At 43.2% G+C, this 6,994-nt stretch carries 5 protein-coding genes; all 5 read right to left on the bottom strand.

The annotated features are described in order from the left end of the window. Window positions 1-562: 562 nt before the first annotated feature. Window positions 563-2,593 carry a copper-translocating P-type ATPase gene (locus tag ABIX36_RS18100; protein ID WP_348083576.1) on the bottom strand — a complete coding sequence of 677 codons (2,031 nt, stop codon included), beginning with the start codon at window positions 2,591-2,593 and terminating at the stop codon, window positions 563-565. A gap of 130 nt (window positions 2,594-2,723) precedes the next feature. Further along, window positions 2,724-4,919 carry a multicopper oxidase domain-containing protein gene (locus ABIX36_RS18095; protein ID WP_348083575.1) on the bottom strand — a complete coding sequence of 732 codons (2,196 nt, stop codon included), beginning with the start codon at window positions 4,917-4,919 and terminating at the stop codon, window positions 2,724-2,726. 40 nt (window positions 4,920-4,959) lie between these two features. Then, window positions 4,960-5,463 carry a DUF3347 domain-containing protein gene (locus ABIX36_RS18090; RefSeq protein ID WP_348083574.1) on the bottom strand — a complete coding sequence of 168 codons (504 nt, stop codon included), beginning with the start codon at window positions 5,461-5,463 and terminating at the stop codon, window positions 4,960-4,962. Window positions 5,464-6,177: 714 nt separating this feature from the next. Continuing rightward, a complete protein-coding gene (locus tag ABIX36_RS18085) occupies window positions 6,178-6,741 on the bottom strand; it encodes a helix-turn-helix transcriptional regulator (RefSeq protein WP_348083573.1) in 564 nt (187 codons plus the stop codon). Between the two features lie 24 nt (window positions 6,742-6,765). Then, the gene (locus tag ABIX36_RS18080; protein WP_348083572.1) at window positions 6,766-6,978 is read right to left on the bottom strand and encodes a heavy metal-associated domain-containing protein; all 213 of its coding nucleotides are present in this window, start codon (window positions 6,976-6,978) and stop codon (window positions 6,766-6,768) included. Between the last annotated feature and the right edge of the window lie 16 nt (window positions 6,979-6,994).

Below are 6,994 nucleotides of genomic sequence, written 5' to 3'. Positions count from 1 at the left end.
TGGAAAAAACATCCTTTCCCGGTGATCTTTTAGCAACCTCTTATCTTTTGACTGGCCCCTTTTGCAGCGGAATCACTGGTCCCTTTTGTAGCGGAATCACTGGTATACTATGGAGCGGAATATCCAGCTCGTCACTCAGCGGCAAAAGCGGCTAGCAGATCAGCAGCACTATTGGTAGCCATAATCGTACATTTGGTAAACAATGTATCTAAGTAGTGGTTAACTTAAGCAGTGTAAGAACGAGAAATACTGCGCTTTAAAAATCGGGAGTTCGTCCGGGCGTTTCGGAATTAAGTTAAATTAATGTTAAGCAGTTTAATAGCTAACCGCCAAACGTGGATAGATAGACTGCTGATCTGTAAGCAGATGAGGGGTAAAATCCACATCATTGACTTATCATTATTTTGATGTTAGGTAGCCATGATGCCCAAAAATTTATCGGGGAAGGGTGCACAAATGGTTTTATGACTGCGATGGAGAAATGTTGTAAACCATATTGCCTTTTTGAGCGTTTTCTAACAAATACGCTGCCTAAGACACATTGGTCATCCGTATATAGTGCTTAGGCCTGATTTTTTATTTTTAACATGCCAGCATTAATAGCCACGACAACAGTGCTGACTGTCATTAACACTGCGCCGGCAGCTGGACTTAATACCACATTCTGGTTATATAAAACCCCGGCAGCCAAGGGTAATGCCACGACGTTATAGCCAGTTGCCCACGCCAGGTTTTGTATCATTTTCCGATAGGTAGCTTTGCCAAACAAGACCAAGCTGACTATGTCTTTGGGATTGCTGTTCACTAAAACGATTCCTGCGGTTTCTGCTGCTATATCGCTACCTGACCCTACAGCTATACCAATATCTGCCTGGGCCAGGGCAGGCGCATCGTTAACGCCGTCCCCGGTCATCGCTACAAACTCTCCGTTACTTTGCAGTTCTTTTATTTTCTCCGATTTTTGATGCGGCAATACTTCGGCAATAAAGCTATCCATGCCTAACGTTTTACTTACGCTGGCGGCAACTTTTTGGTTATCTCCGGTAAGCAGTATGGACTTGATATTTTCCTCTTTTAAAGTTTTTATCGCATCTGCTGATTCAGGCCTTATCTCATCGGACAAGGCGATATATCCCGCCAGCTTTTGATCTATCAATAGAAACACTACGGTTTCCGTATCATTGGCTGTAAATCCTTCAGGTATGGCTAAGTTATTATCCTTTAAATAGCCGGGGCTAACCACCAATAGCTTTTTGCCTTCCACGGTCGCTTCTACGCCCTTACCAGTTATTGCTTTAAAATTTTCGGCTGGAGGAATAACAAGTTTCAACTCTTTTACTTTTTGCAGGATTCCTGTAGCAATCGGATGCTCCGACTTCTGCTCTAAAGCGGACGCTAAACGAATGAGTTCATTCTCCTCGATTGCTTCATTTAAAGAGACCACTTTGGACACTTCAAACTTACCGACGGTAAGTGTACCCGTTTTATCAAACACAATGGTGGTAATTCTCCTGGCGTTCTCAAATGCAGTTCGGTTTTTGATAAGTAAACCGTGTTTGGCTGATAAGGCGGTTGATTTAGCGACAACCAGCGGCACAGCCAATCCTAAAGCATGAGGACAACAAATAACAATTACTGTTACCATTCGCTCCATCGCAAACGCTAAGGTTTGGCCGCTTAAATACCAGTACAGAAATGTGCCAATACCTGTAACTAAAGCGATCACCGTTAACCATTTGGCTGCTGTATCAGCCAATAACTGTGTCTGAGATTTGGACTTTTGCGCATCATCTACCAGTTTAACAATTTGGGATAGATAGGAATCTTTGGTCGCATGAGATACGGTAACTTTAAAAGATCCATTACCGTTAATCGAACCGGCGATCACTTTATCGCCTTTAACTTTCAATACCGGCTTAGATTCCCCGGTCAGCATGGATTCATTCAGGTAACTTTCGCCCTCAAGTATGATTCCGTCGGCCGCGACTTTTTCGCCGGGCTTGATCAGGATAATGTCATACTGCTTTAGTGTATCTGTTTTTACATCATGCACCATATCCGACATCACCATGTGCGCATCTGATGGCATAAGCTGAACCAATAACTCCAGTTCGTTTGACGCCCCCATTACCGAACGCATTTCTATCCAGTGGCCTAACAGCATGATCAGAATAAGGGTAGCCAGTTCCCAAAAGAAATCCATCCCTTTCAAACCAAATACAATGGCTACGCTATAACTGTAAGCAACCGTTATAGCAAAGCCGATCAGGAACATCATACCTGGATTCTTTGCCTTTACTTCATCCACCAATCCCATTAAAAACGGCCACCCACCGTACACAAATACAATAGAGGACAAGGCAAACAAAATGTAGGAAGCGCCCGCAAAAGCCCAGTTAACACCCATGAAATGTTGTATCATGGGCGACAGGAGCATAATTGGAATGGTAAGTATTAACACTACATAAAAACGCTTTTTAAAATCTGCGATCATCATGGCATGGTGGTCATGTTCCGACATACCTTTGTGGGCATCGTGACCATGATGCATTTTACTGTGATCCATTCCGTCCGGCATTTTGTTCATATCCATATCTTTATGTTTTCTATAGATTTTTATTTCGGCGTTTATTAGCCAATAACAACGTTCGGCGCAACCATGCAGCTTATCATTTATTACTGGTTTTTTTGAAGTCTTGCCCTATTACCAAAAGCTCTTGCATTTAGTAAATTAGTGTTAATCCGCCCCCTAAACCCATATCACTATCATAATGGCTGGAAAATGAAAAGTTTTTACTTACGATATAGCGCAGGCCGGTACTATATTCCCTATCTGTATTACCAACGATTGTGTAACGCAGTCGGCTCGTCAGCGGTATATCTTCTCTTCCCAATTGAAACCTCAATTTTCCGTTGCCGTCTATTCGGGCATCGGCAACAAATAAGAAAGGTAACGTGTAAGCCAAACCGGCTACTACAGTATGCCGATCATTCTTATTGCTTGCTTGTCCGAACATATTTGTTTCCTGCTCATCCGTTTTTTTATAATGATAGTCAAATCCCGTATAAGCATATAACCATTGCATCCTCCCGAAATAGCGCCCAAACATGGTCTCACTTTCATAGCCTTTGCTTTTGTTTAAACCCAAATGCCACATGGTCGAAAATTTCCACCTGGTGTTGGCTAAGGAAGCATTGCCATCGCTTCCGTTAGATTCAAGTCCTAACTTTGCAGCCGCATAAAATTTACGGTCATCTGCCGCTACTTTTTTAAAGCCCGCTACCGGGTCCGGTACTTCGGGATTTGGAGGTGAGTTTTCATAACTAAAGATTCTGCCCATGCCACTCATCATGTGGTAAAGTATGTGGCAGTGGAAAAACCAATCACCGCTTTCTGTTGCCCGAAATTCTATCGTATCTCTCTCCATGGGCATAATATCCAATGTGTTCTTCAATGGTGAATACTTACCTTGCCCGTTCAACACCCGGAAATAATGGCCATGCAGATGCATGGGGTGGCGCATCATCGTATTGTTGTACAATACAATGCGGACGTTTTCCCCTTTTTTGATCAGGATCTTGTCAGTTTCAGAGACGGTTTTATTATTGATCGACCATACATAACGGTTCATATTCCCGGTAAGTTCAAAGTTGAGCAGTTTGGTCGGACCCGCGGGCAATGTAGTAGGGCGAACGGATTTCAGCATGGTGTATTTTAGCGTCACACGCGGTTCGCCGTCGTTCATTTCAGCATACATCACCGTGTTCATGTCCATCACCTGGTTGGTCATTTTCATGCCCGGCATATCTTTCATGTTGCCCATCATGTCCATCATGTCGTTCATCATTTGCATACCTTCAAAATACTTCAGCTTTGGTAACTTCTTAGCCGGGTTTTTATCACCACTACCCAACCAAAGTGAAGTATACTTTGTCCGGTCTTCAGAGGTTGCTAAAAACTCATAGCTGCCATCGTTAGTTATCGTGACCACCACATCATAAGTTTCAGCAACGCCAATGATCATTCGGTCAACCATAACAGGTTGCACGTCTTCGCCATCATTGGCGACCACAATCATCTTACCCCCGGCCCAACCGAGCCAAAAATAGGTAGACGAGCTGCCATTGATAACCCGCAATTTCACCCGATCACCCGCTTTAAATTGCGGCGCTGAGTTTTCGGACTTACCATTACTAAAAAAACGGTCAAAATAAACGTCGCTGACATCCATTGCGTTCATCCTTTTCCATTCATTAGTTAGTTTAGTCTTCAAATGGCCTGTTTTAATGGCTGCCAGATAATCCTGGGTACTGCCTTTGCGTATGGCGTACCAGTCTGAAGCGTTATGTAACCTGCGTTGTACCTGTTCCGGGTTTTCATCTGTCCAGTCGCTTAACAGTAAGGTGTATTCTTTAACCGGCGAGGGCTGTTTTTCGTGGATAACAAACGCCCCGTACAAACCGCTTTGCTCCTGGGTCATGGTATGAGAATGGTACCAGTAAGTACCGTGCTGAACGAGCGGAAATTTAAATAAGTGCGTTTGTCCCCCTTCAATCGGGGTGGTGGTTAAATAAGAAACGCCGTCATAACGGTTTGGTAAGATCAGGCCGTGCCAATGGATGGAAGTTTCCATCATCATTTCATTGTGAACATAAATTTCTGCGGTGTCGCCCTCGGTGAATGTTAATTGAGGGGCTGGTATGCTACCATTTATCGCCATGGCAGGCCGCTTTTTACCCGTGTAATTGACGGTCGTGTCGTTGATATACAAATGGTATATCTCCCTGTGACCTATCCTCCTAAAGAAAGGGAGATGTTTACTGCTTGTGGTGTTGCCCATACCCATGTTATGATCCTGGGAGAAAGCGGGAACAGCCAGCAGAATTGTGAAAATATATAAGAAAAACTTTTTCATCATTTCTATTAAAAAAGGGCCGCCATTATGGCGACCCTATGAATTATTTTGCTGCCGGCAGTGTTTGCTTTACTTCCCCACAGGTAAGCATTTCCTCGCCATAGTAAGGATTCCTGATTGCCGAGGCTTCACTCAGCCAGTAATTTTTTTTCATAGGGCAATAGGCTCTATAAACAGCTGAGGTATTTAATTTTAAAGCTTTTACTGTTGTAAACATATTCTCAGACAAACTGGCGAAATGCTCACGCTGATGGGCGATACTGCTGTTTTCTGCAATGTGCCGGGCATCGAACTGAAGCTTGGCTGCATATTTTGTCCAGGCTGTTTTGTCGACAGCCAAAAGCTTATCGGCCGGAAATGTACTTATAGCAGCAAGCAAGTCTTTTGCCTTGGCACTTGTTGTATTGCCTTCACCGCTGATCAATGCGTTTTTAACATCATAATAGGCCATAAGCACCGCATCCTTAGATGTGGTATTTTGAGCGTTTACGGTTGAAATAGAGAATAGCGCGATCATTGCGCCTATAAGGATTTGAAGCTTTTTCATTGTCTTTAAATTAATTGTATATATAGTAGCAATCCTGCCTTCGCAGAAGATTAAAGTTTGAATATGGGCTGATTGGATTGACGAATTAGCCCGATAAAATATCAGAGATATGGTCAGATCCGAAAAATGCAGTTACGCAGAAAGAGGGGCACCGCGAATTGCGGTGGAGGCGCCTGTTTAGTATATGATTTAGTAGTAACTGAGATAACAGTGCTATTGACAAACCACGAAGTTTCAGCGACAGGTAAGCCTACACTTGTGCCCAAACAGATATGGGTATAGGTTGGCGAACTGCCTTTCTCAGACTGCAGTAACTGATGCTGGTCGGTACAGCACTTTTCAGCAGCCTTTTCTTTACGATCCATGCCACAGGTCGTACACTTTTTTGTATGACCATGCCACAGGCTCACTTTGATCAAGCGTCCCATGCAATATTGGTAATGCAGGGTTGCCCCGGAAGAAACGCCCAGGTACAAAACAGCTAAAAAGGTGACGAACAGTTTTTTAATCACAGTACAAATATCAGAAATAAAATCGACCGGCTTTTATATAATTCCGTTTTCGTTTTATAGTTTGATGCTAATTTAAAGGATTAGGCCGAAGCACCCGATGACGAGGATCACCTTTTTTGTTGCTGTCGGTCAGTTGATTAACGAGGGTTTCCAGCTTCCCATCCCGTACACTAAAATTTAGCGGGTACGCTGGCCGTACCCGCTAAATTTTATCAATAGCCCCACGCTGTCCCTGTCCTGACGACTTGAACTGGCTGGGCGTTAAACCGGTCACACTTTTAAATTGTGCAGATAAATGTGCGCTGCTACTATATCCCATTTTCCAGGTAATTTCATTTAGATTTAGCTCACCATATTCCAGCAACTCTTTTACTTTCTCGATCTTTTGCTGAATGATAAACTTTTCGATGGTCATATCTTCCGCATCAGAAAACATCCTGCTGAGGTAAGCATAATCCTTTTTCAAGCCGTCCGACAGATATTGTGAAAAGTTCAGGTGGGCATCTGTCAGGTCGCTATAATGCACTTTTTCAACGATCAGGTTTTTGATCCGTTCTACCATGCGGTCCTTTTCATTATCCAGCAACTCAAAGCCCAACAGTTTAAGCTGGGATGAAATTAAATTCAGCTGTTCACTGTCCGGAGAAGGCTGAACCTCAGCGCTGCCTAAACTGACCTCACCTACATTCAGCCCGGTATTTTCCAGCTGCTGCCTGACCACCATGATACAGCGGTCACAAACCATATTTTTGATATGTAGGATCATGTTTGTGTTTAAACAAAAATACGGTTAAATTTTTTCAGCATGATAGCCTTTGGATTTTAAAGCACTAATAACCTCGTTGGGTGTTAGCCTCTCGTTCGATTCTACAGTAAGGATCTTATCCGGGTTGGCAGTATCAACTTCCCATTTCGCTATACCTGATAAGTTATCTAATGCAGGTGTAACAGCTGCGATGCAACCACCGCATTTAATATTGGTTTTGAATTTTAAAGTTCCCATTTTGATTGATTTTTAA

Source organism: Mucilaginibacter sp. (genome assembly GCF_039925265.1).
In the GTDB taxonomy this organism is placed as follows: Bacteria; Bacteroidota; Bacteroidia; order Sphingobacteriales; family Sphingobacteriaceae; genus Mucilaginibacter.
This window is presented reverse-complemented; position numbering and strand designations above follow the sequence as displayed.